General features: G+C 71.4%; 19 protein-coding genes. 7 read left to right on the top strand and 12 right to left on the bottom strand.

Translation table 11 applies throughout. The features are described 5' to 3' along the window. Positions 1 to 24 precede the first annotated feature (24 nt). The 10 genes from ACIGDI_RS36740 to ACIGDI_RS36695 form a co-directional block, all read right to left on the bottom strand. Positions 25 to 1,362, bottom strand: a complete 1,338-nt coding sequence (locus ACIGDI_RS36740; protein WP_399906163.1) for an ABC transporter substrate-binding protein — start codon at positions 1,360 to 1,362, stop codon at positions 25 to 27. A 150-nt stretch (positions 1,363 to 1,512) separates the two neighbouring features. Then, the gene (locus tag ACIGDI_RS36735) at positions 1,513 to 3,012 is read right to left on the bottom strand and encodes a family 43 glycosylhydrolase (protein ID WP_399906160.1); all 1,500 of its coding nucleotides are present in this window, start codon (positions 3,010 to 3,012) and stop codon (positions 1,513 to 1,515) included. Next, complete coding sequence (locus tag ACIGDI_RS36730) at positions 3,009 to 3,854, bottom strand: PmoA family protein (RefSeq protein WP_399906157.1); 846 nt, start codon at positions 3,852 to 3,854, stop codon at positions 3,009 to 3,011. Before ACIGDI_RS36730 ends, ACIGDI_RS36735 begins: the two co-directional genes overlap by 4 nt. Continuing rightward, a complete protein-coding gene (locus tag ACIGDI_RS36725) occupies positions 3,854 to 4,999 on the bottom strand; it encodes a Gfo/Idh/MocA family protein (protein ID WP_399906154.1) in 1,146 nt (381 codons plus the stop codon). The genes ACIGDI_RS36730 and ACIGDI_RS36725 overlap by 1 nt, the downstream gene beginning before the upstream one ends. 52 nt (positions 5,000 to 5,051) lie before the next feature. After that, the gene (locus ACIGDI_RS36720) at positions 5,052 to 5,936 is read right to left on the bottom strand and encodes a carbohydrate ABC transporter permease (RefSeq protein WP_399906151.1); all 885 of its coding nucleotides are present in this window, start codon (positions 5,934 to 5,936) and stop codon (positions 5,052 to 5,054) included. Next, the gene (locus ACIGDI_RS36715) at positions 5,933 to 6,868 is read right to left on the bottom strand and encodes a carbohydrate ABC transporter permease (RefSeq protein ID WP_384817624.1); all 936 of its coding nucleotides are present in this window, start codon (positions 6,866 to 6,868) and stop codon (positions 5,933 to 5,935) included. The genes ACIGDI_RS36720 and ACIGDI_RS36715 overlap by 4 nt, the downstream gene beginning before the upstream one ends. 160 nt (positions 6,869 to 7,028) lie before the next feature. After that, positions 7,029 to 8,765 (bottom strand): L-arabinonate dehydratase, encoded by a 1,737-nt coding sequence (gene araD, locus ACIGDI_RS36710; protein WP_399906148.1) that lies wholly within the window; start codon positions 8,763 to 8,765, stop codon positions 7,029 to 7,031. Beyond that, positions 8,762 to 9,673, bottom strand: a complete 912-nt coding sequence (locus ACIGDI_RS36705; RefSeq protein ID WP_399906145.1) for a dihydrodipicolinate synthase family protein — start codon at positions 9,671 to 9,673, stop codon at positions 8,762 to 8,764. Before ACIGDI_RS36705 ends, araD begins: the two co-directional genes overlap by 4 nt. Further along, positions 9,670 to 10,344, bottom strand: coding sequence for a GntR family transcriptional regulator (locus tag ACIGDI_RS36700; RefSeq protein WP_384817628.1), 675 nt, complete (start codon positions 10,342 to 10,344; stop codon positions 9,670 to 9,672). Before ACIGDI_RS36700 ends, ACIGDI_RS36705 begins: the two co-directional genes overlap by 4 nt. A 187-nt stretch (positions 10,345 to 10,531) precedes the next feature. Further along, positions 10,532 to 11,125 (bottom strand): TIGR03086 family metal-binding protein, encoded by a 594-nt coding sequence (locus ACIGDI_RS36695; RefSeq protein ID WP_399906142.1) that lies wholly within the window; start codon positions 11,123 to 11,125, stop codon positions 10,532 to 10,534. A 147-nt stretch (positions 11,126 to 11,272) separates the two neighbouring features. Between ACIGDI_RS36695 and ACIGDI_RS36690 the strand changes: the two genes are divergently transcribed. Beyond that, positions 11,273 to 12,508, top strand: coding sequence for an MFS transporter (locus ACIGDI_RS36690; RefSeq protein ID WP_399906139.1), 1,236 nt, complete (start codon positions 11,273 to 11,275; stop codon positions 12,506 to 12,508). Here ACIGDI_RS36690 and ACIGDI_RS36685 read toward each other — a convergent pair. Beyond that, the gene (locus tag ACIGDI_RS36685) at positions 12,445 to 13,608 is read right to left on the bottom strand and encodes a hypothetical protein (RefSeq protein WP_399906136.1); all 1,164 of its coding nucleotides are present in this window, start codon (positions 13,606 to 13,608) and stop codon (positions 12,445 to 12,447) included. The genes ACIGDI_RS36690 and ACIGDI_RS36685 overlap by 64 nt on opposite strands. After that, entirely contained in the window at positions 13,605 to 14,546 is a 942-nt protein-coding gene (locus ACIGDI_RS36680) for a 5-dehydro-4-deoxyglucarate dehydratase (protein ID WP_399906133.1), read from the bottom strand. The genes ACIGDI_RS36685 and ACIGDI_RS36680 overlap by 4 nt, the downstream gene beginning before the upstream one ends. A 243-nt stretch (positions 14,547 to 14,789) precedes the next feature. Between ACIGDI_RS36680 and ACIGDI_RS36675 the strand changes: the two genes are divergently transcribed. The 6 genes from ACIGDI_RS36675 to ACIGDI_RS36650 all read left to right on the top strand — a co-directional run bounded on the left by ACIGDI_RS36675 (position 14,790) and on the right by ACIGDI_RS36650 (position 20,879). Next, positions 14,790 to 15,599, top strand: coding sequence for an NAD-dependent epimerase/dehydratase family protein (locus ACIGDI_RS36675; protein WP_399906130.1), 810 nt, complete (start codon positions 14,790 to 14,792; stop codon positions 15,597 to 15,599). A gap of 274 nt (positions 15,600 to 15,873) precedes the next feature. Beyond that, a complete protein-coding gene (locus tag ACIGDI_RS36670) occupies positions 15,874 to 16,653 on the top strand; it encodes a DeoR/GlpR family DNA-binding transcription regulator (protein WP_399906127.1) in 780 nt (259 codons plus the stop codon). Positions 16,654 to 16,739: 86 nt separating this feature from the next. Beyond that, positions 16,740 to 18,113 carry an ABC transporter substrate-binding protein gene (locus ACIGDI_RS36665; protein WP_399906124.1) on the top strand — a complete coding sequence of 458 codons (1,374 nt, stop codon included), beginning with the start codon at positions 16,740 to 16,742 and terminating at the stop codon, positions 18,111 to 18,113. Further along, a complete protein-coding gene (locus tag ACIGDI_RS36660) occupies positions 18,110 to 19,048 on the top strand; it encodes a carbohydrate ABC transporter permease (RefSeq protein WP_399906121.1) in 939 nt (312 codons plus the stop codon). Before ACIGDI_RS36665 ends, ACIGDI_RS36660 begins: the two co-directional genes overlap by 4 nt. Then, positions 19,045 to 19,893 (top strand): carbohydrate ABC transporter permease, encoded by an 849-nt coding sequence (locus ACIGDI_RS36655; protein ID WP_399906118.1) that lies wholly within the window; start codon positions 19,045 to 19,047, stop codon positions 19,891 to 19,893. The genes ACIGDI_RS36660 and ACIGDI_RS36655 overlap by 4 nt, the downstream gene beginning before the upstream one ends. Continuing rightward, complete coding sequence (locus ACIGDI_RS36650) at positions 19,890 to 20,879, top strand: zinc-dependent alcohol dehydrogenase family protein (protein ID WP_399906116.1); 990 nt, start codon at positions 19,890 to 19,892, stop codon at positions 20,877 to 20,879. Before ACIGDI_RS36655 ends, ACIGDI_RS36650 begins: the two co-directional genes overlap by 4 nt. The last annotated feature ends 20 nt before the right edge of the window (positions 20,880 to 20,899 follow it).

Here is a 20,899-nt window from a genome sequence, read left to right as displayed (position 1 = left end):
CCCCCGCAACCGAACCCGAATCAGTCAGTGGTTCTGCTTCCAGTCCGCCTGGGCCTTGTTCAGCTGGTCGGCCAGCGTGTTCAGGAAGTCCTTCACGCTCATCTTCCCGAGCAGCACCTTCTGGAAGTTCGGCTCGTTGTCGGCCTTGGAGATCGTGTTCCAGTCCGGCAGGTAGTACGGCAGCTGCACGATCTTCGTGCCGGCGCCGTTGAGGGCCTCGGCCGCCAGTTTCGTGGGCTCGGCCTTCTGGATCCACGCGTCCTTGGCGGCGTCCGTGTTCGCCGGGATCTGCCCGGCGGACTGGTTGAACTTCGAGTTCTCCTCGTGCGAGACGGCGAACTCGACGAACTTCCAGGCGGCCGCCTTGTTCTTGCTGGACTTGAACAGGCTCAGCCCGTCGACCGGGTTGGAGATCTGCACGCGCGTGCCGTCGGCCTGCGTCGGGTTGGGCAGGCCCCGGAACTTGTCCGCGCCCAGCGCCTTCAGATGGTCCTGGTACGAGCCGAGGTTGTGGCTCAGCATGCCGATGGTGCCGCTGTCCCACTGCGCGACCATCTTGGTGAAGTCGTTGTTGACGTCGGCGGACGGGGTGTCCTTCTTGTACAGGGCGACGTACTTCTCCAGCGCGGCGACGTTCTTGGGGTCGTTGACCGTCGTCTTGTCGCCGTTCCAGAACGAGGTGATGCCGCTCTGGCTGTACGCCGCGTCCAGCGCCGGGGCGATGGACCCCTCGCCGCCGCGGATGGTGAAGCCGAACCGGTTCTTGCCCTTGTTCGTGAGCTTGTCGGCCGCCGTGTAGAACTTGTCCCACGTCGTCGGCGCGTCCAGCCCGGCCTTCTCGAACAGGTCGGTCCGGTACCACAGCGTGCCGTTGTTCGACGAGGTCGGGATCTGGTACAGCTGGTCGCCGCCGCCCGCCGCCTTGCTGCTCTCCAGCAGGTTCTGGCTGAGCCTGCCGTTCAGCGAGCTCTTCGCCAGCCGGCTGTCCAGCGGCTCCAGAGCGCCCTGGACGGCCACCTCGGCGAGCATCGCGGTGCCGACGCCGCCGACGTCGGGCAGGCCGCCGCCCTGGATGGCGGTGTCGTACTTGGACTGGGCGCTCGCGGCGGGGATGCCGACGTAGTCGACCTTGATGTTCGGGTACTTCTTCTCGAAGTCGGAGATGATCTGCTTCCAGATGTCGGTGCGGACACCGCCGTTGTTGTCCCAGAAGGTGATCTCCCCCTTGCCGGACCCCTCGTTGCCCTTGTCCCCCGCGCTGCCGCTGCCGTCGTCGCCACAGGCGGTGGCGGTCAGGGCGAGTACGGAGCCCAGGGCGACGGCGAGGGCGGCGCGCCTGTTTCTGCGGATGCTGCTCTTCATTGGTCGGCTCTCTTCTTCTGGTTCCGACGGAGATGTGAGGTTGTGGGGCAGTGCCGGCCGTGGGGCCACCACTTTTGGCAAGCGCTTGCTACGGAGGTGCACTGTGCGGCGTTTCAGCGGTACGGCGGTGCTGTGCGGCGGTGCGGCGAGTTACAGGGGGTCGATCCTGAAGCGCGTGAAGGTTGCCGCGCCGGCGTGTCCCGCGGCGGGCGCGACGGCGAACAGCCCCAGCAGGGCGCCGACCCAGCGCCACGGGGTGGCGCAGAAGACGGGTCCGGACGGACGCGGGCCCTGCCCGGTGTCGTAGGAGAAGCGGCAGCGCGCCCCCGCGCCGATCTCGATCCGCAGCCGCACGCGTCCCTCGGGTGCGAGCCGCGGGTGGTCCGCGTCCCGTTCCCGCTCGGCGACGGCCTCGGCGAACCGGTGCACCACGTGCACCGCCCCGTCGCTGCCCCGCTGCAACCCGATCCAGCCGAACGCGTCCCCGAGCACCGCGAGCCCCGCCCGCGCCCCCGGCTCCTCGCCGTGCAGGGTCAGCTCCACCTCGACGGCCGAGGGGGTGCCCGGCAGCCGCTGGGTGAGGACGTTCGGGAGTCTGCGCAGGTCGTGGGCGTCGGCCGAGCGGACGCAGGTCAGCCGCAGGCCGTCGCCGGAGTGCTGGGTGGCCCAGCCGTCCCGCGGGTTGGCGGTCCAGCTCCACTGGCGGCCGAAGCGTCCGCCGGGGAAGTCGTCGTCGGTGGCGGGCGCCGCGGGCGGCTGCGGCGGCAGACCGGGTGCCTCGTGCAGGGCGACGGGGGCGCCCTCGTCGCCGATCACCGGCCAGCCGTCGCTCCCCCAACGCATCGGCTGCAGGTGGACGACCCGGCCGTACGCGCCCCGCTGCTGGAAGTGCAGGAACCAGTCCTCGCCGGTCCCGGTGCGTACCCAGCCGCCCTGGTGCGGCCCGTTGACGTCGGTGTCCCCCTGCTCCAGGACGATCCTCTCCTCGTACGGCCCGAAGAAGCCGCGCGAACGGAAGGCTCCCTGCCAGCCGGTCTCCACCCCGCCCGCGGGAGCCAGGATCCAGAACCAGCCGTCGTGCTGGTAGAGCTTGGGGCCTTCCAGCGTGAACCAGCCCGGTATCCGGTCCCCGTCGACGATCACCTTGCCCTCGTCCAGGACCTCGGTGCCGCCGGGGTGCATCCGGTGGCCCGTGAGGCGGTTCTTCACCCCCGAACGGGACTTGGCCCAGGCGTGCACCAGATAGGCGTCACCCGTCTCCTCGTCCCACAGCGGGCAGGGGTCGATGAGCCCCTTCCCGGCCTTGACCAGGTGCGGGCGGGTCCAGGGGCCGCGCACCGCGGGGGCGTTGACCTGGAAGACGCCCTGGTCGGGGTCGCCCCAGAAGATCCAGAAGCGTTCGTCGTGGTACCTCAACGCCGGTGCCCACACGCCGCAGTCGTGGCGCGGCGTCCTGAACTCGGCCTCGGGTTCCAGGCGTTCGAGGGCGTGGCCGACCAGCGTCCAGTTGACCAGGTCGCGCGAGTGCAGCAGGGGCAGACCCGGGGCGCGGCCGAAGCTGGAGGCGGTGAGGTAGAAGTCGTCGCCGACGCGCAGGACGTCCGGGTCGGACCAGTCGGCGTTCAGGACCGGGTTGGTGTACGTCGTCACTGGCTCACCGCCTTGCGGACCAGCGCCGCCGCCTCGTCGCGGCCCAGCCGCCCGTCGGCGACGACGGTCACCACACGGCGTACGACGGTGTCGCCCGGCTCGATCGGAAGCCGCTCCTCGTGCGCCAACGACGAGCCCACGCCCGGGTATTCGGCGGTGCGCACGAACCACGGGTCGCGCCGGGTGGCCTCCGTGGCACCGGCGAGGACGAGGGTCCAGGTGGATCCCGCGAGGGCGAGCCAGTCGGCGCGGCTGCCGTGCACCGCCGGCTCGCCCTCGCGGTCGGAGGTGAAGACGTGCGGCGCGTCGCGCTCCTTGCGGGCCCGCCAGAAGAAACCGCCGTACGCGGCGCCCGGGCGGCCGTTGGTGGCCGGGCTGCCGATGGAGAGCAGGCCCGAGGTCACGTTGGTGAGGGAGAAGGTGAAGTCCAACGCCCAGGCGGCGGCGGTGAGTTCGGTGGCCGCCACGGTGCGGCGCTCGCGCAGCAGCTCCGCCCCGGAGGCCACCCAGCGCAGCTCCTCCACGAAGCCGTCGGGGTCGCGCAGCTGGAAGGAGATGTGGCGCTGGGCGCCGTGGTTGTCCAGCTCGGTGGGGCCCTGGTCGCGCACGTAGGTCCGGCCGCCCCAGAAGTTGTGCCCCTCGACGTCGGGAACGGCGACACCGACGCCGAGGTGGTGGGTGTGGTCGGCGGGGCTGAGCTCGGTGACCGCCGTGCCGGCCAGGGTGGTGACGGGGTGCAGATAGGGGCGCGGGGAGAGCCGGGCCGGGAGTTCGGGCCGGGTGACGTAGCGGCCGACCGGGCGGCCCGAAACGCGCAGGACCGGCGAGTCGTTGGTCGTCATCAGGTGCTCACCTCTTTCGGTGGGGCCCAGCCGGCGCCGAGTTCGGAGTAGAGGGCGAGGGTGTCGGCGGCGGCCGCGACCAGGGCGTCGATGCCGGGGACGACCCGGCGCTCCTCGTCGGGGAGCAGCTGCCAGGCGTCGGCCGGCAGCGGGGCGGGGTCGGGGGCCAGCCGGATCGCCTCGACGACCTTCATGAAGGCGCCCGTCGCGTCGGGGGTGACCAGCAGGTCGTCGCCGTCGGTGAGGTGGTCGACCAGGTTCTCCAGCAGGTCGGTGCGGCCGTACTGGTACTCCTCGGGGCCGTGGTCCGCGCGCTGGAGCAGGACGCGGTCCTGCTTGTACCAGAAGGTGATCCGGCCGCTGGTGCCGTGCATCAGGACGTACGGCTCGTCGGGGTGCTCGGCGCACAGGGTCGCGGCGACGGTGACCTGGCGGCCCTGCGCGGTGGAGACGCGGACGCAGGAGGTGTCGTCGGACTCGATGTCGTTGGCGCGCAGCAGCTCCAGCTCGACGCCGGTGACGTCCTCGGCGCGCGGGGAGCCGTTCAGCGCGAGGCCGGTGGCGACGGCGTGGGCGAGCGGGTTGGTCAGCACGCCGTCGATGACGTCGATGCCGTTCAGCCGCCGCTTCCCGGCCCAGGGCGCCCGGCGGTAGTACGACTCCGGGCGCGCCCAGGCGCCGGCCCCGCCGATCCCGACGATCTCACCGACGGCGCCCTCGGCGATCATCTCGCGGATCGCCGGCACGGCGTGCGAGCCCAGCGACTGGAACCCGATCTGGCAGGCGACCCCGGCCGCGGCGATCCCGTCGGCCATCCGCCGGAACTCGGCGTACGACGGCGCGGGCGGCTTCTCCAGCAGCACGTGCACGCCCCTGTTCGCGGCGGCCAGCGCCAGTTCCGTGTGCGTCGGGATCGGCGTGCAGATCACCGCGATCCGGGCTCCGGTGGAGTCGAGGAGGGCGCCGAAGTCGGCGGACTGCTCGGGGGTGCCGAGGCCGTCGGGGATCTCGGCGGCGCTCAGCGGCGTCAGCTCGCAGATGCCCGCCAGCCGGACGATGCCCTTGTCCTGGAGCCGCCGGATGTTGTCGAGGTGCCAGCGGCCGTGGCCGCGCGCGCCCGCCAGGACGATGTCTACGGTGCTCATGGGATCCTCCCTGCGCCGGTTCGTGCGTGCAGGGTAGGCATCGGACGAGCCCTCATCCCTTCACCGCCCCCGCGCTGAAGCCGGTGATCAGCCACTTCTGGATGAAGGCGAAGACGATCACGACGGGTACGGCCGCGATGATGCCGCCCGCAGCGAGCGCGCCGAGGTCGACGCTGTCGGCGCTCATCAGCGTGTTGAGGCCGACCGGGATGGTCTGCTTGCTCTGGTCGGACAGGAACATCAGGGCGAACAGGAAGTGGTTCCAGGCGTGCACGAAGGCGAAGGAACCGACGGCGATCAACCCGGGCCGCAGCAGCGGGAGTACGACGATGCGGAAGGCGGTGAACCGGTTGCAGCCGTCGACCCAGGCGGCCTCCTCCAGCGAGTAGGGCACGTTCCGGATGAACCCGCTGATCAGGATCATCGACAGGGGCAGCTGGAAGACGGTCTCGGCGATGATGACACTGCCGAGGGAGTTGATCATCCGCAGGTTGGCGAAGATCTCGAAGAGCGGGACCAGCAGCAGGGCGCCCGGCACGAACTGCGTGCAGAGCAGGGCCAGCATGAAGGCCTTCTTGACCCTGAAGTCGAACCGGGCGAGGGCGTATCCGCCGGCCAGCGCGACCAGGGTCGTCATCACCAGGGTCGCGACGCCGACGAGGACGCTGTTCTGGAAGTAGGTGCCGAACGCCCGCTCGTTCCACACCTTCTCGAAGTGGTCGAAGGTCATCGGCCAAGGCAGGAGCGAGGTCGAGCCGGCCGGGCGCAGGGCGAAGAGGAGGATCCAGTAGAAGGGGATCAGGGTGAAGAGCAGGTAGATCGAGAGAGGGAGGTAGATGTGCCAACGGGGTACCTCGTCCCAGGCGCGGCGCTTCCCGCGCGGCCGGGCGGGCTCGGAGGACACGCGCTCCGGCGCGGGGGCGATCTCGGTGATCATTTCTGGTCGCCTCCGAACTTGCTCAACCGCAGATAGACGATCGAGCAGAAGAGCAGGATCACGAACGCCACCGTGGTCAGGGCGGACGCGTAGCCGAAGTTGTGGGCGTCCACGCTGGTGTTGGCGATGTAGAGGGGCAGGGTCGTGGTCTCGCCGGCCGGTCCGCCGCCGGTGAGGGTGTAGAGCAGGTCGACGTTGTTGAACTCCCACACCGCGCGCAGCAGCGTCGACAGGACGATCGCGTCCTTCAGGTGGGGCAGGGTGATGTGCCAGAACTGCTTGACGCGGCTGGCGCCGTCGACCTCGGCGGCCTCGTAGAGGTCCTTCGAGACGGACTGGAGGTCGGCGAGGATGAGGATGGCGAAGAAGGGGACGCCTCGCCACAGGTCGGCGACGATCGCCGCGGGGAAGACGGTCGAGGTGTCCGACAGCCAGCTCGTGCCGTAGGAGCCGATGCCCATGTCCGCGAGGTAACGGGTCATTCCCGTCTGGGAGTTGTACAGCAGCACCCAGATCGCGGAGGTCAGCACGCCGGAGACGGCCCACGGGGAGAAGACCAGCGCGCGGCCCAGCGCGCGGCCCACGAAGGTCTGGTTGACGATCAGCGCGAGCGCGAGACCGAAGAGCAGCTGCAGACCGACCTCGACGACGACCCACTTGGCGCTGAAGGTCAGCGTGTCCCAGAACTGGGTGTCCTTGGTGAAGATCTGGACGAAGTTGTCGAGCCCCGCGTAGCCGTTCCGCCACGGCTTGGTGGGGTTGTAGTTCTGCAGGCTGTAGTAGAAGACGCTGATGACGGGGTAGGCGATGAAGCCCAGCATCAGCAGGGCCGCCGGTGCGATCAGCAGGTACGGGAGCCTGCGCGGCGTGGCGGAGGCACGGCGCCGCCGGGGTGGCGCGGGCGGTTTCGCCACGGCTGCGGCTTGGGCCATGACAGGGTCTCCGTTCTCGGTACGTCGTACGGGAAGCGCTTTCTCGATATGCGGAGGTCGGCCCCTGTTCGCGGTACGGGGTGCCTCTTGCTGTGGTGCGGCGGGTGCGGGTGCGTTGCGGCTTGTCGCGCAGTTCCCCGCGCCCCTGGGTGGGGACGGGTCAGCCGGCGTAGGGGTCTGGCGCCTTGCCCGGCCTGGCGAGGAACTCGAAGTCGCAGCCGGTGTCCGCCTGGGTGATCTGCTCGTTGTAGAGCGCGCCGTAGCCGCGCTCGTAGCGGGTGGGCGGCGGTGTCCACTCCGCCCTTCGGCGTTCCAACTCGGTTTCGTCGACGTCGAGTCGCAGAGTCCGGGCCTCGACGTCGAGGGTGATGCTGTCGCCGGTGCGGACGAGGGCCAGCGGTCCTCCGACGTACGACTCGGGCGCCACATGCAGGACGCACGCGCCGTAACTCGTGCCGCTCATCCGGGCGTCGGAGATCCGCACCATGTCCCGCACGCCCTGCTTGAGGAGGTGGTCGGGGATGGGCAGCATGCCGTACTCGGGCATGCCGGGGCCGCCCTTGGGCCCTGAGTTGCGCAGCACCAGCACGCTGTCGGCGGTGATGCGCAACTCCGGGTCGTCGATGGTGCGTTGCATGGTCCTGTAGTCGTCGAAGACGACCGCGCGGCCGGTGTGCTTCAGCAGGTGCTTCTCGGCGGCGATGTGCTTGATGACGGCGCCGTCGGGACAGAGGTTGCCGCGCAGGACCGCAACTCCGCCCTCGGGGGCGACCGGGTTCTCGCGGGTGCGGATGACGTCGTCGTCGTGGACGACGGCGCCCTCCAGCTGCTCGCCCAGGGTGCCGTTGACGGTCGGCCGGTCCAGGTGCAGCAGGTCGGTGATCCGGGACAGGAAGGCGGGCAGACCGCCGGCGAAGTAGAAGTCCTCCATCAGGTAGGTCTGTCCGCCGGGCCGGACGTTCGCCAGCACCGGCACGGTGCGGGCGACGCGGTCGAAGTCGTCCAGGGTGAGCTTGACGCCCGCCCGGCCGGCCATGGCGATCAGGTGGATGACGGCGTTGGTGGAGCCGCCGAGCCCGAGCACCGTGGTGACGGCGTCCTGGAAGGCCTCGGGGGTGAGGATCTCCGACGGCTTCAGCCCGGTCCAGGCCAGCTCCACGGCACGGCGCCCGGAGGCGGCGGCCATCCGTTCGTGCCCGGAGTCGACGGCCGGGATCGAGGAGGCGCCCGGCAGGGTCATGCCGAGGGCCTCCGCCGCCGCGGTCATCGTGGACGCGGTCCCCATGGTCATGCAGTGGCCGGGGGAACGGGCCAGCCCGCCCTGGAGTTCGCGCAGTTCGCAGTCGGTCAGGTTGCCGGCGCGGTGCTCGTCCCAGTACTTCCACATGTCGGTGCCGGACCCGAGGGTCTCCCCGCGCCAGTGCCCGGGCAGCATCGGCCCGGCGGGCACGAAGAGCGACGGCACGTCGGCCGAGGCCGCGCCCATCAGCAGCGCCGGCGTCGACTTGTCGCAGCCGCCGAGCAGCACCGCCGCGTCGACCGGATACGACCGCAGCAGCTCCTCCGTCTCCATCGCGAGCAGGTTGCGGTAGAGCATCGGGGTCGGCTTCTGGTACGTCTCGGACAGCGTGGCGACCGGGAACTCCAGCGGAAAACCGCTGGCCTGCCACACACCCCGCTTGACCGCCTCGGCGCGCTCGCGCAGATGGACGTGGCAGGGGTTGATGTCGGACCAGGTGTTCAGGACGGCGATCACCGGGCGGCCCCGGTACTCCTCCGCCTCGTAACCGAGCTGGCGCATCCGGGCGTTGTGCGACCAGGTGCGCAACTGGCCCTCGGTGCCGTACCACTGGTGGCTGCGCAGTTCCTCCGGACTCAGGCGCTCCCGGGCGGTCATATGGACCACCCGGCGGCTATCGCGGCGACCTCGGCGCGCTCGTCCTCGGGCAGCGTCCGGCTCGGCGGCCGGACGTCGCGGCGGCACAGGCCGAGGGAGGCGAGGGCCTCCTTGACGACGGTGACGTTGTCGGCGGAGCCGTGCGCGGCGCGCAGTTCCTCGAAGCGGCGGATCTGCTCCCAGACCTTCATGGCGGCCGGGTAGTCGCCGGACCGGAGCGCCTCGATCATGTTCAGCGAGACGGAGGGGGCGACGTTGACCAGGCCGGAGGTGAAGCCGGTGGCGCCCGCGGAGAAGTAGGAGGGCGCGTACGGCTCGGCGAGTCCGGCCACCCAGACGAAGCGGTCGAGCCCCGCGTCCCGCGCGAAGGCGGCGAACCTGGCGGCGTCCGGGACGGCGTACTTGACGCCGATGACGTTCGGGCAGGCCTCGCCGAGCTGGGCGAGCCGGGCGCCGGACAGCTGGGCGTTGCGGATGTACGGGACGACGCCCAGCTCGGGGACGGCCTCGGCGATGGCACGGTGGTAGTCGACCCAGCCGGCCTGGGAGACGTAGGGGTGGACGGGCTGGTGGACCATGACCATCTGGGCGCCGAGTTCGCGGGCGTGCCGCGCGGAGGCGATGGCGGTGGGCACGTCGTGGCCGACACCGACGAGGATCGCCGCGCCGGCGCCCGCCTCGTCGATCGTCAACTCGGTGACCAGGCGGCGCTCCTCGGGGGTGAGGGCGTAGAACTCGCCGGTGTTGCCGTTGGGGGTGAGGATGCGGACGCCGCCTTCGAGCAGCCGACGCAGCAGGGCCCGGTGGGCGACGGTGTCGACGGAGCCGTCCTCGGCGAACGGGGTCACCGGGATCGCCACCACGTCGGCCAGGGCCGCCCGCTGGGTCTCGAACGTCACGCCGCTCATTCCTGACCTTCCTCTTCGGTTGCCGGGGCCGGTTCCGCGGCCTGCGGGAACGCCCGCCGCACGAACGACGCGATGTGGTCGTGCAGGGCGCGCGCGGCACCGTCGGCGTCGCCGTCCAGGGCGAGCCGCAGGATCTCCCGGTGCTCGCCGGCCTCCCGCTCCCAGGAGGGCGAGGCCGCCCAGGCGACCGCGGAGACCAGGGCGGCCTGGTCGCGGACCTCGTCGAGCATCCGGCCGAGCAGCGGGTTGCCGCAGGGAAGGTAGAGGGCGCGGTGGAACTCACGGTTGGCGAGGGACCGTTCGGCGGTGTCGGTTGCCGCGTCGGCCCGGGTGAGGGCGTCGCGCGCGGCGCTCAGGGAGGCTCCGCGGCGTACCGCGCGCTTCAGCGCCTCGGGCTCCAGCAGCAGCCGTACGTCGTAGACCTCGCGCGCCATGTCCGCGTCCACCATGCGCACCGTGACGCCCTTGTACTGGTTCATCACGACGAGCCCGGTGCCGGCCAGGGTCTTGAGCGCCTCCCGCACGGGGGTCTTGGACACCCCGAACTGCGCGGCGAGCTCGGTCTCGACCAGAGCCTGTCCCGGCGTCAACTGCCCGGTGAGGATGCGGTGTTTGATCGCGTCCAGCACGTACTGCGTGCGGGACGGGATCGGCGTGGGCACAGAGGTCATGCGGCCCTCTCGATGTCGCGTATCTGATCTCGCGTATCGCGTCTCATATATGACGTACGAAGTACGACGCGTTGAAGGTAGGAGAGGGCGAAGATTTCGTCAATGCTTCCGGCAGGGGAAGTTGAGGTTGCCGAGGTCGGACTGAGTGCGTCGGGTGCGGGTGGTGGTGGGCCACCCGCACCCGGCATCACGGCTGAGCCGTCCAGGCCGGATCCCGGCCGCTCAGCCCCACCGCCCGGTCCAGCAGCGGTGCGTCCGCCGCGACCGGGACGACGGGGCCGAAGATGCCGCCGCCCCGGCTCGGGTCCTCGGCCGCCGCGAACAGGAAGTCGTACGACATCCGCAGCGCGGCCGGGTCGGGGGTGTACGGCCGGCCGGTGGCGCGGGCCAGGTCCCAGCCGTGGATCACCAGTTCGTCGACGGCCACGGCGGCGGCGACCGCGCCGGGCATGTCCAGTCCGCCCGCCCTGGTCATGCCGGTCCAGGCAGCCGGGTCGCGCCAGGCGTCGGCCAGTTCGTCGAGGGCCTTGGGCAGTTCCTCGCGCCAGCCCGGGGCGAGCTCCGGGGCGGCGGCGCCCGGGTTGCCGTCGGTCGTGACGCCGAGGTCCTTGCGGGCGGCGTCGCGGAAGGCGACGGACAGAGTCAGCACGTGGCCCAGCATGTTGCGCACCGCGGAGCCGGGGCAGGGCGTCGGCGCCGCCAGCTGCTCGTCCCGCACGCCCTCCACGAGCCGCGCGATGATCCGTGCCTGTGGTCCGAGGTCCAGGATCGTGTCGGTCATTCACCGCTCCTCACAGTCGTGTCTGAGAGGCAGACCGGCACGGCCCCCGAAACTCATCGCCCGGTGCCGGCGGGCTCCCTCGCGTCCGGGTTTGTAAGGCACCTGCCCGATCCCGGCGCCCCGGCCTTAGGCCCACGATGAGCAGGCATGACGACATCGACCTGGCCGCTGGTGCGCGTGGTGCGGGACCGTGGCGCGCGGCTGTGTCTCGCCGCCCTGCTGGTGTCCGGTTTCGGCACCTCCGCGCTGTGGCTGGCCTCCGGCGTGTGGGTGAAGGACCTGACCGGTTCGGACGGGCTCGCCGCCCTGTGCATGCTCGCCCTGTGGGCGCCCACCCTGGCCGGCCCGGCGCTGGGCACGCTCGCCGACCGGATCCGCCGCAAACCGCTGCTGATCACGCTCAACCTGCTGCCGGCGGCCCTGCTGCTCGCCCTCCTCGCCGTCGACTCACCCGGCCGGCTGTGGCTGCTGTTCACCGTGCTGTTCGTGTACGGCACCGCCTCGGTCGTGCACGAGGCGGCCAAGGCCGCGCTCGTCGCCGCCGCCGTCGCCCCGGAGCTGCTCGGCGACTTCAACGGCCTGCGCACCACGGCCGTCGAGGGCATGAAACTGCTGGCCCCGCTGGCGGGCGCCGGCGTCTACGCGGCCTACGGCGGTCCGAGCGTAGCCTTGCTGGACGCGGCGACCTTCGTGTGCGCGGCGGCGTTCTACGCGCGCGTGCGGGTGCGCGAGAGGCGGCCGGAGCCGGCCACGCGCGCGTGGCGTGCGCAGACCGCCGAGGGCGCCCGCTTCCTGTGGGGGCACCGCGGGCTGCGCCCCCTGGTCCTGGCGGGCGGGACGACCATGCTGTTCGCCGGCCTCAACGGCGCGCTGGTCTACGCCGTCATCGACGCTCTGGGGCACTCCCCCGCCTACGCGGGCGCGCTCTATGCGGCGCAGGGCGCCGGTTCGGTCGCGGTCGGGCTGGTCTCCGGGGCGGGGCTGCGGCGGCTCGGGGAACGCCGGTTCGCCGCGTGCGGGATCGCCCTCACGGCGGTCGGGGTGGCGGGGCGGGCGGTGCCGTCCGACCCGGTGGCGCTGGTGTGCGGCGCGGCGATCGGGGCGGGGCTGCCCTGTGTGCTGATCGCCGCGATGACCGCCGTACAGCGTGGGACCGCGGACGCGCTGCTCGGTCGGGTCACCGCGACCGCCGGCACCCTGCTGTACGCCCCGAACGTCGTCGGCCTCGCCCTGGGCGCCGGCCTGGTCGGAGTCACCGGGTTCCGGCCGCTGTTGCTCGTCCTGGGCGCGGGGCTGCTGGCGACGGCGGTCTCACTGCGTCAGAGGGAGCCCAGTGCCGAGCGCACCGCCTCCAGGTCGTCGTCCGAGGCCAACCCGGCGTGATAGAGCCGCAGTTCGGTGGCGCCGTGCTCCCGGGCCGCCGCCGCGTCCGCGGCCAGCGTTCCCGGGCTGCCGCCCATGCCCGCGACCACGGGGAGGTTGGCGGCGATGACGGCGCCCTCGCGCCCCTGCTCGGCGAACGGCGTCAGCAGGCCGGGGCCGCCCGCGCAGGGCACGACCACGCCGTCCGCGACACCCAGGATGTGCGCGGGGTCGACGCCCGGGTTGGCGCCCACGCGGTACGTCATCGGGTCGGCGTGCAGCAGCACCTGGAAGCCGTCGGGGGCGGCCTCGCGCACCGCCCGCACGGCGGTCTCCTGGAGCGTGCGGGCGGTCTCGTCGCGCCACGCGCGCGTGGCGGCCGCCTTCTCCTCGCCCAGCAGCTTCTCCACCCCGGCCCAGCCGCCGTCGTCGGGGGCGCCCCGCCACAGCGGCTCCAGCGCGTCGCGTACGGCGGCCGCCAGTTCGTCGGGGTCGAGGCCCTGGGCGCCGTACCCCGTCCGGCAGGAGGGGCAGAAGCAGAGTGCCATCAGGTAGTACCCGGCGTCCCCGAGGCCGACCGCGCCGGTCTTGTCGTGGGCGTGCAGGTGCTGCAGGCCGTACCAGCCGAGGGACTCCAGCTCGGTGCCGCGGGCCCCGGGCCGTACCGCCGCCTCGGCCGCGAGGTCGGTCAGGTACGCGCGCGTGGCGGGCTGGGCGATGCAGGGGGCCCAGGGGTAGCGGTCGCCGTAGGCGTTGACGACGGAGGTGTCCGGGTGCTCGGCGCCCATGCGGGAGTTGTGGGCGAGGACGACCCAGGTGTGCACCTCCAGGCCGGCGTCCGCGAGGGCCACCGCGGCCTCGCCGTACGCGTCGCCGGGCGCCCAGTCGCCGGCCGCGTGGGGGCGCAGCTCCCGCCCCTCCCAGCGCGCGTCCGTGGGGTACAGCACGGCGGCATGCTCGGCGGTGACGATGCGGTGGCGCGGGTGACGGGGGGTCAGGGCGCGCGTGGAGTGGTAGGCGGCGGCCAGCGTCACCTGCCGCACGCCGAGGCCGGCGATGCGCCGCGCGGCCTCGGGATCCCCGTTGACGTCCCAGGGGTAGACGAACGTCGACGCCTTCACTTGCCCTCCTCCAGCAGCGCGTAGCCGCGCTCGATCAGCCGGGCCAGTTGCTTCACATGGTCCTCGGTCGGCTCGTGGAGCGGCGGGCGGACCTCCCCGACGTCCAGTCCGCGCAGGCGTACCCCGGCCTTGACCAGGGAGACGGCGTATCCGCGGCCCTGGGCGCGCAGTTCGACGAAGGGGCGGTAGAAGCCGTCGAGGAGCCTGCGGACGGTGGTGTCGTCGCCGGAGTTCAGGGCCGCGTGGAAGGCGAGGGCGAGCTCCGGGGCGAAGCAGAACACGGCGGAGGAGTACAGCGGGACGCCGATGGCGCGGTAGGCGAGCTGGGTCTGCTCGGCGGTCGGCAGGCCGTTGAAGTAGAGGAAGTCGCCGGAGGTCTCGGTGCGTACGGCGCTGATGACGCGCTGCATGAGGTCGAGGTCGCCGAGGCCGTCCTTGAAGCCGATGATCCCGTCGGTGCGGGCCAGTTCGACCACGGTCTCCGGGGTGAACACGGCGTTGTCGCGCTGGTAGACGATCACCGGCAAGGCGGTCGCGGCGGCCACCTCGCGGTAGTGCCGCAGCAACCCCTCCTGCCCGGCGACCACCAGGTACGGCGGCATGGCGAGCAGCCCGTCGGCGCCGGCGGCCTCGGCCAGGCGGGCGTAGCGCACGGCGAGTGCGGTGCCGTACCCGGCGCCGGCGACGACCGGCACCCGCCCCGCCGTCTCCTCGACCGCCGCCCGCACGCACGTTTGGAACTCCTCCGGCGTGAGCGCGTGGAACTCGCCGGTGCCGCAGCAGGCGAACACGGCGGCGGCCCCGGCCTCGACGCCCCGGCGCACATGGGTGCGGTAGGCGTCCAGGTCGAGCGAGCCGTCCGGGCCGTAGGCGGTGACCGGGAAGAACAGCGGCCCGCTCGGGATGCTGAGGCGAGCGGCGAGGGGGGCAGGCGTCACGGGCTCTCCCTGAGACAGGCGCGTACGTTCTTGTGATCGGCGTCTATATTTCTGAACACTGCCACCCTAAGGAGCCCTCTCCGGGCCGGTCAAGCGCGCGATTCGGCGCGAGACCGACCGAAAGTCACTGGAAAAGAGGTGAATACGGCGGCTGCGCGGGACACTTGACGGAGCGTGGCACCGCTCCCTAGCGTGTCCACGAATGTGAATACCGTCCATACATGTGCCTCAAGGAGACCGAGGATGCCCGCTCCCCGCACCGTTCTGCTCACCGGCGCCGCCGGTGGGGTCGGCACCCTGATGCGGAATCTGCTCCCGGCCTTCGGCTACGAACTGCGCCTTCTCGACGTACGCCCGATCGAGGGCGACCCCGACGCGGTCACCGCCGACCTCTCCGACCGTGCGGCCCTGCGCGAGGCCGTCCGGGGCGTCGACGCGATCATCCACCTCGCGGGCATCTCCCTGGAAGCCCCGTTCGAGAAGATCCTGAAGGCGAACATCGAGGGCACCTACAACCTCTACGAGGCGGCCCGCGAGGAGGGGGTGGCCCGCGTGGTGTTCGCCTCCTCCAACCATGCGGTCGGCTTCACCCCGCGCCCGCAGGGCGACGACCCGCTGATCCCGATCGACACCCCGCGCCGCCCGGACACCTTCTACGGCCTGTCCAAGAGCTTCGGCGAGGACCTCGCGCAGCTGTACTGGGACAAGTACGGCCTGGAGACCGTGTCCGTCCGCATCGGCTCCTGCTTCCCGGAGCCGACCAGCGTGCGCATGCTGTCGGTGTGGATGAGCCCGGCCGACGGCGCCCGCCTCTTCCACGCGGCCCTGTCCGCCGAGAACGTCGGGCACACGGTCGTCTACGGCTCCTCCGCCAACACCCGCCTGTGGTGGGACCTGTCCTCCGCGCGGGCGCTCGGCTACGAGCCGCGGGACGACTCCGAGGAGTTCGCGGAGAAGCTGATCGCCGAGCAGGGCGAGCTGGAACCGGACAACATCGCGCACGCGTACCTGGGCGGTGCCTTCGTCAGCGACCCGCCGATCTGGCCGTACTGACCTGACCGGAACAGATCGTTCGCGCGGCGGGCGGGCACCGAACGGGCCCGCCCGCCGCCGTATTCGGGCACGGACTCTGCCCGCTCCCACGCCCGCGTGCACAGCCGCGCAGGTCCGAGGCGGACGCTCCGTTTGCGTGAACGGGCACACACGGGCAGCATCGGGCCGGCAACAGGCCTGGTCAGCGCCGAGCACCGGTTGTAGAACTTCCTGCATGGGTCCCACCGGGCCCGAACGGGCAGCCCGAGACACGGCAGGGAAGCAGGTGACGGCGATGACGGCGAACACCGCGCGGACGGCGGAGGAGCGCCAGCGCGAGATCGTGCGAGCAGCGCGCGCCACCGGCTCGGTCGACGTCACGGCGCTCGCCGCACAGCTGGGCGTGGCCAAGGAGACCGTACGACGGGACCTGCGCGCCCTGGAGGACCACGGGCTGATCCGCCGCACCCATGGCGGGGCCTATCCCGTGGAGAGCGCCGGCTTCGAGACGACCCTCGCGTTCCGGGCCACCAGCCATGTGCCCGAGAAGCGCAAGATCGCGGCCGCAGCGGCCGAACTGCTCGGGGACGCCGAGACCGTCTTCGTCGACGAGGGCTTCACCCCGCAGCTCATCGCCGAGGCGCTGCCGAGGGACCGGGCGCTCACCGTCGTCACCGCGTCCCTGCCCGTCGCCGGAGCCCTCGCGGAGGCGGAGAACACCTCCGTCCTGCTGCTCGGCGGCCGGGTCCGCCCGGGCACACTGGCGACCGTCGACCACTGGACGACGAAGATGCTGGCCGGCTTCGTCCTCGACCTGGCCTACATCGGCGCCAACGGCATCTCCCGCGAACACGGCCTGACCACCCCCGACCCGGCCGTCAGCGAGGTCAAGGCGCAGGCGATGCGGGCCGCGCGCCGCACGGTGTTCGCCGGCGTGCACACCAAGTTCGGCGCGGTCAGCTTCTGCCGGTTCGCGGAGATCGGCGCGCTGGAGACGATCGTCACCAGCACCCTGCTGCCGTCCGCCGAGGCCCACCGGTACTCACTGCTGGGACCGCAGGTCATCCGCGTCTGATCCCCGAAAACCCGACCGACAGGCACCACCGGGGACCGTCGCGCCGAGCGGCGCCCCCTATACCCCCCTATGTCCAGGAGCGATCCATGCGAACCCCGAGCCGACGACGGCCACCGCGAGCCACGCTCGCCCTGGCCGCCGCAGGGACGCTGCTCGCCCCGCTGCTCTCCGGCTGTTGGGTCGGGGCGGGCGGGTCCGGTTCCGGCGGCGACTCCATCAACGTCCTGATGGTGAACAACCCGCAGATGGTTCAGCTGCAGAAACTGACCAAGGCGCACTTCACCGCGGAGACCGGCATCAAGGTCAACTTCACCGTCCTGCCGGAGAACGACGTCCGCGACAAGATCAGCCAGGACTTCGCCAACCAGGCCGGCCAGTACGACGTCGCGACGCTCTCCAACTACGAGATCCCCATCTACGCCAAGAACGGCTGGCTGCGCGAGATGAACTCGTACGTGGCCAAGGACCGCTCCTACGACGAGCAGGACGTCCTCAAGCCGATGCGCCAGTCCCTGACGGCCGACGACGGCAAGCTCTACGGGCAGCCCTTCTACGGCGAGTCGTCGTTCCTGATGTACCGCAAGGACGTCTTCGCGGCGAAGGGCCTCACCATGCCCGCCCACCCCACCTGGACGCAGGTGGCCGACCTCGCCGCGAAGGCGGACGGCGCGAAGCCCGGCATGAAGGGCATCTGCCTGCGCGGACTGCCCGGCTGGGGCGAGCTGATGGCACCGCTCACCACCGTCGTCAACACCTTCGGCGGCACCTGGTTCACCAAGGACTGGAAGGCGCGACTGGACTCCCCCGCCTTCGAGAAGGCGACGAGGTTCTACGTCGACCTCGTGCGCCGGCACGGCGAGTCCGGCGCCGCCCAGTCCGGCTTCGCCGAGTGCCTGAACAACATGACCCAGGGCAAGGTCGCCATGTGGTACGACGCCACGTCCGCGGCCGGCTCCCTGGAGGCCAAGGGCTCACCCGTGAAGGGCAAGCTCGGCTACGCGCCCGCCCCCGTGGAGAAGACCGCCGGCTCCGGCTGGCTCTACACCTGGGCCTGGGGCATCCAGAAGGCCTCCCGCAACCCCGACAAGGCCTGGAAGTTCGTCTCCTGGGCGTCCGGCAAGGGCTACGAGCAGCTGGTCGGCGAGACCAGCGGCTGGTCCGACGTGCCCGCCGGCAAACGCGCCTCGACCTACACCAACGCCGAGTACGTCAGGTCGGCCGCCGCCTTCCAGGAGATGACCAAGGAGGCCATCGAGGGCGCCCGGCCCGACGACCCGGGGGTGCAGCCGCGCCCCGCGCCCGGCATCCAGTTCGTCGGCATCCCCGAGTTCACCGATCTCGGCACCAAGGTCTCCCAGGAGATCAGTGCCGCCATCGCCGGACGCCAGTCCGTCGACTCGGCGCTGAAGAGGTCCCAGCAGCTCGCCGAGAAGATCTCGAAGGAGTACGAGGGACGATGACCGCCACGACGACGGCCCCGATCGCCGCAACTCCCGTACGCGCCCAGGGCGCCCCCTCCACCCGGCTGCGCGCCTGGGCCACCCGCGCCCCGCTGCTGCCCGCCCTGGTGTTCATGATCGCGGTGACCCAGCTGCCCTTCGTGGCCACGCTGGTGATCTCGTTCTTCGACTGGAACGCCCTCTACCCGAAGGCCCGCCACTTCACCGGCCTCGACAACTACCGGCAGGTTCTCACCGACGCCGACCTGCGCCACTCGGTGTGGACGACCGTCCTGCTGACCGTCACCGTCGTCCTGGTCAGCCTGGTCCTGGGCCTGGTGCTGGCCCTGCTCCTGGACCGCAGGTTCAAGGGCCGCGGGGTGGTCCGCACCCTGCTGATCGCCCCCTTCCTGGTGGTCCCGGTGGCGGCGGCCCTGCTGTGGAAGCATGTGCTCTACAACCCCGAATACGGCTTGTTCAACGGGTTGTTGCATTATGTGGGCGGCCCCCAGCCGGACTGGATCTCCAACACCCCGCTGATGGCGGTCGAGGCCTCCCTCGTGTGGCAGTGGACGCCGTTCATGATGCTGATCCTGCTCGCGGGCCTGCAGAGCCGCGACCACCAGCAGATCGAGGCGGCCCGCGTCGACGGCGCGAGCGACTGGCAGATCTTCCGCCACCTGACGCTGCCGCACCTGCGCCGCTACCTCGAACTCGGCGCGCTCCTGGGCTCGATCTACATCGTCCAGAACTTCGACGCCGTCTTCACGATCACATCGGGCGGCCTGGGCACCGCCAACCTCCCCTACACCGTCTACCAGAGCTTCTATCAGGCCCACGAGAACGGCCTCGCCTCCGCCGCGGGCGTCCTGGTGGTCATCGGCTCGATCGTCATCGCCACCTTCGCGCTGCGCGTGGTGTCGTCCCTGTTCCGCGAGGAGGTGTCCCGCGCATGAGCACCGCCGCCGTACGAACCCGCCCCCGCCGCCGGGGAGCCGGCCTGGGGCTGCTGGCCTGGCTGGTCGGGATCGCGTTCTTCCTCCCCATCGCGTGGATGGCGCTGACGTCCTTCCACTCCGAGTCGGACGCGGCGACCAACCCGCCGTCCTTCGCGGCCTCCCTCACCCTGGACGGCTACCGCGAGTTCTTCGGCACCGGCGGCGGGGCGAGTCCCTGGCCGGCGCTGATCAACTCGACCGTGGCGTCGGTGGCGTCGACGCTCTGCGTCCTGCTCCTCGCCCTGCCGGCCGCGTACGCGCTGTCCGTGCGGCCGGTGCGGAAGTGGACGGACGTCCTGTTCTTCTTCCTGTCGACGAAGATGATGCCCGCGGTGGCGGGCCTGCTGCCGATCTACCTGTTCGCCAAGAACGCCGGACTGCTGGACAACATCTGGCTGCTGGTCCTGCTCTACACGGCCATGAACCTGCCGATCGCGGTGTGGATGATGCAGTCGTTCCTGGCCGAGGTCCCGGTGGCGGTGATCGAGGCCGCGCAGATCGACGGCGCCCGGCTGCCGACGATCCTCACGCGCGTGGTCGCCCCGATCGCCCTTCCGGGCATCGCCGCGACCGCCCTGATCTGCTTCATCTTCAGCTGGAACGAACTGCTCTTCGCCCGGGTCCTGACCGGCGTGGTCGCCGAGACCGCCCCCGTCTTCCTGACCGGCTTCATCACCAGCCAGGGCCTGTTCCTGGCGAAGGTGTGCGCCGCGTCGCTCGTCATCTCCCTGCCGGTGCTCGCCGCGGGGTTCGCCGCCCAGGACAAGCTGGTCCAGGGCCTGTCGCTTGGAGCCGTGAAATGAAGGCCGCCGTCATCGAGTCCGTGGGCCGCGCCGTCGTCACCGAGGTCCCGGACCCGGCACCCGGCCCCCGCGAGGTGGTCGTGGAGGTCGCCGCCTGCGGCCTGTGCGGCACCGACCTGCACATCCTCCAGGGCGAGTTCGCGCCCAAACTGCCGATCGTGCCGGGGCACGAGTTCGCGGGCGAGGTGGTCGGCGTCGGCACCCAGGTCACGGAGGTCGCGATCGGCGACCGGGTGGCGGTCGACCCGTCGCTGTACTGCCACGAGTGCCGGTACTGCCGTACAGGCCACAGCAACCTCTGCGAGCGGTGGGCCGCCATCGGCGTCACCACCGGGGGCGGCGCGGCCCAGTACGCCGTCGCACCGGTCGCGAACTGCGTGAAGCTGCCCGACCACATACGCACCCAGGACGCCGCCCTGGTCGAGCCGCTGTCCTGCGCGATCCGCGGCTACGACGTCCTGCGCTCCCGCCTGGGCGCACACGTCCTGATCTACGGCTCGGGCACGATGGGCCTGATGATGCTGGAGCTCGCCAAGCGGACCGGCGCGGCGAGCGTCGACGTGGTCGACCTGAACGCGGAGCGGCTTCAGACCGCGCGGCGCCTGGGGGTGTCGGCGTCCGCCGCGAACCCGGACGAGCTGGACCGCCCGCTGGGCTGGGACCTGGTGATCGACGCGACGGGCAACGCCGCGGCGATCCAGGACGGCCTGGGGAGGGTGGCCAAGGCGGGGACGTTCCTGCAGTTCGGGGTGGCGGACTACGCCACACGGGTGACGATCGACCCGTACCGGATCTACAACCAGGAGATCACCATCACCGGCTCGATGGCGGTCCTGCACAGCTTCGAGCGGGCGGCGGAACTGTTCGCGAACGGCGTCCTCGACCCCGACGTCTTCATCAGCGACCGCATGCCGCTGGAGCGGTACCCGCAGGCGCTGGACCAGTTCGCCGCCGGAGTCGGGCGGAAGATCGTCGTGGTGCCGTAGAAGTTTAAGGGAACGGTAAA

It is taken from the genome of Streptomyces sp. NPDC085900, assembly GCF_044540925.1.
Classification (GTDB): Bacteria; Actinomycetota; Actinomycetes; order Streptomycetales; family Streptomycetaceae; genus Streptomyces; species Streptomyces gilvifuscus.
The sequence above is the reverse complement of the archived record's forward strand: the minus strand, read 5'-3'. Positions and strand labels throughout refer to the sequence as shown.

Bases quoted from the DNA above. Each gene is read 5' to 3' on its own strand.
- ACIGDI_RS36655 (WP_399906118.1), top strand. From the start codon at position 19,045: ATGAGCACCGCCGCCGTACGAACCCGCCCCCGCCGCCGGGGAGCCGGC.
- ACIGDI_RS36695 (WP_399906142.1), bottom strand. From the start codon at position 11,125: ATGACCGACACGATCCTGGACCTCGGACCACAGGCACGGATCATCGCG.
- ACIGDI_RS36700 (WP_384817628.1), bottom strand. From the start codon at position 10,344: ATGACCTCTGTGCCCACGCCGATCCCGTCCCGCACGCAGTACGTGCTG.
- ACIGDI_RS36690 (WP_399906139.1), top strand. From the start codon at position 11,273: ATGACGACATCGACCTGGCCGCTGGTGCGCGTGGTGCGGGACCGTGGC.
- araD (WP_399906148.1), bottom strand. From the start codon at position 8,765: ATGACCGCCCGGGAGCGCCTGAGTCCGGAGGAACTGCGCAGCCACCAG.
- ACIGDI_RS36720 (WP_399906151.1), bottom strand. From the start codon at position 5,936: ATGATCACCGAGATCGCCCCCGCGCCGGAGCGCGTGTCCTCCGAGCCC.
- ACIGDI_RS36725 (WP_399906154.1), bottom strand. From the start codon at position 4,999: ATGAGCACCGTAGACATCGTCCTGGCGGGCGCGCGCGGCCACGGCCGC.
- ACIGDI_RS36675 (WP_399906130.1), top strand. From the start codon at position 14,790: ATGCCCGCTCCCCGCACCGTTCTGCTCACCGGCGCCGCCGGTGGGGTC.
- ACIGDI_RS36715 (WP_384817624.1), bottom strand. From the start codon at position 6,868: ATGGCCCAAGCCGCAGCCGTGGCGAAACCGCCCGCGCCACCCCGGCGG.
- ACIGDI_RS36730 (WP_399906157.1), bottom strand. From the start codon at position 3,854: ATGACGACCAACGACTCGCCGGTCCTGCGCGTTTCGGGCCGCCCGGTC.
- ACIGDI_RS36740 (WP_399906163.1), bottom strand. From the start codon at position 1,362: ATGAAGAGCAGCATCCGCAGAAACAGGCGCGCCGCCCTCGCCGTCGCC.
- ACIGDI_RS36650 (WP_399906116.1), top strand. From the start codon at position 19,890: ATGAAGGCCGCCGTCATCGAGTCCGTGGGCCGCGCCGTCGTCACCGAG.
- ACIGDI_RS36665 (WP_399906124.1), top strand. From the start codon at position 16,740: ATGCGAACCCCGAGCCGACGACGGCCACCGCGAGCCACGCTCGCCCTG.
- ACIGDI_RS36705 (WP_399906145.1), bottom strand. From the start codon at position 9,673: ATGAGCGGCGTGACGTTCGAGACCCAGCGGGCGGCCCTGGCCGACGTG.
- ACIGDI_RS36660 (WP_399906121.1), top strand. From the start codon at position 18,110: ATGACCGCCACGACGACGGCCCCGATCGCCGCAACTCCCGTACGCGCC.
- ACIGDI_RS36670 (WP_399906127.1), top strand. From the start codon at position 15,874: ATGACGGCGAACACCGCGCGGACGGCGGAGGAGCGCCAGCGCGAGATC.